This window comes from Streptomyces flavofungini (assembly GCF_041028215.1).
Taxonomy (GTDB): Bacteria; Actinomycetota; Actinomycetes; order Streptomycetales; family Streptomycetaceae; genus Streptomyces; species Streptomyces flavofungini_B.
This window is the reverse complement of record NZ_JASKYR010001233.1, coordinates 1-1,295: the sequence shown is the minus strand read 5'-3', so window position 1 is coordinate 1,295 and position 1,295 is coordinate 1. Positions and strand designations below refer to the sequence as shown.

At 71.9% G+C, this 1,295-nt stretch carries 1 protein-coding gene; it reads left to right on the top strand.

Annotated features, from left to right (window positions below; all coding sequences use genetic code 11):
• Positions 1-70: 70 nt before the first annotated feature.
• A complete protein-coding gene (locus AB8Z36_RS40015; protein WP_440582131.1) occupies positions 71-1,108 on the top strand; it encodes a serine hydrolase domain-containing protein in 1,038 nt (345 codons plus the stop codon).
• The last annotated feature ends 187 nt before the right edge of the window (positions 1,109-1,295 follow it).

Genomic DNA, 1,295 nt, shown 5'->3' with positions numbered 1-1,295 from the left:
GCGGGGGCGGGGACACGAGGATGCCGTCGGGGCGCGGGGGCACGCGGCCACCGCGCGGGCGCTCGACGCCGTGGTCGTCAGGGGCGGCCTGCCCGGCGTCGCGGCCCTCGTACGGGACGACGGAGGGACCTGGTTCAAGGCCGCCGGGCACGCGGACACCGCCACGGGGCGCGAGCGTTCGCCCGGTGACCACTTCCGCGGGGCCAGCATCACCAAGACGTTCATCGCGACCGTCCTGCTCCAACTGGACGCGGAAGGCAGGCTGAACCTGTCGGACCCGGTCGAGAAGTGGCTGCCCGGCCTGGTGCGGGGCAACGGCTACGACGGCGCGAGGATCACGCTGCGGCAGCTCCTGAACCACACGAGCGGCATCGCGAGCCACACCGACGACCCCGCCTTCGAGCACGACGCCGCGGGCCCCGGCTTCCCGGAGCACCGCTACGACGAGCACACCCCCGAGGAACTCGTGGCGGTGGCGCTGAAGCAGCCGCCGCGGCCCGACCCGGAGCGGCACCCGCTGTACTCCAACACCAACTACGTACTCGCCGGGATGGTCATCGAGAAGGCGACGGGCCACAGCTACGAGCGCGAGGTCACGCGCCGCGTCATCCGCCCGCTGAAGCTGCGCGGCACCTCGTTCCCCGGCAGCGGCCCCCGGCTGCCGGAGCCGCACCCGGTCGGGTACTCGCGACTGCACCGCGACGCCCCCGACGCCCCCGTCATCGACGCCACCGAGCAGAACATGACCTGGCTGGGCGCGTCCGGCGACATCATCTCCACGGCCGGTGACCTGAACCGCTTCCAGCGGGCCCTGCTCGGCGGCGCGTTGCTGCCGCGCGCGCAACTGCGGGAGATGCTCGATGAGGTTCCCGCGGGCGGTGGCAGGGGATACGGCCTCGGCGTCGAGTTCGCCGAGCTTTCCTGCGGGGTGAAGGTGATCGGGAAGACCGGCCGCACGAACGGCTCGCTCACGGCGATGGCCGGCACGCGCGACGGCAGGCACCAGATGACGTTCAACATCAACGGGGACTGGCTGCCGGACCCGTCGGTGTACACCGACGTGGTCGAGGCGGAGTTCTGCGGGGATCGGCCTGACCGACAGGGGTGACGCGTCGGCCCGACCGACGGGGGTGACCGATCGCGGCACTCGTACTGTCCCAGTGGGTCAAGTGTCCCACTGGGACAGTTAGAGGAGTACAGTCGGAGACATGAGCAGCAGTGAGGGCCGCAGGACCCGCAAGGTGCAGGAGAGCCGGSAGGCCATGGCSCGGGCAGCCGTGGACCTGGTCCTGGCC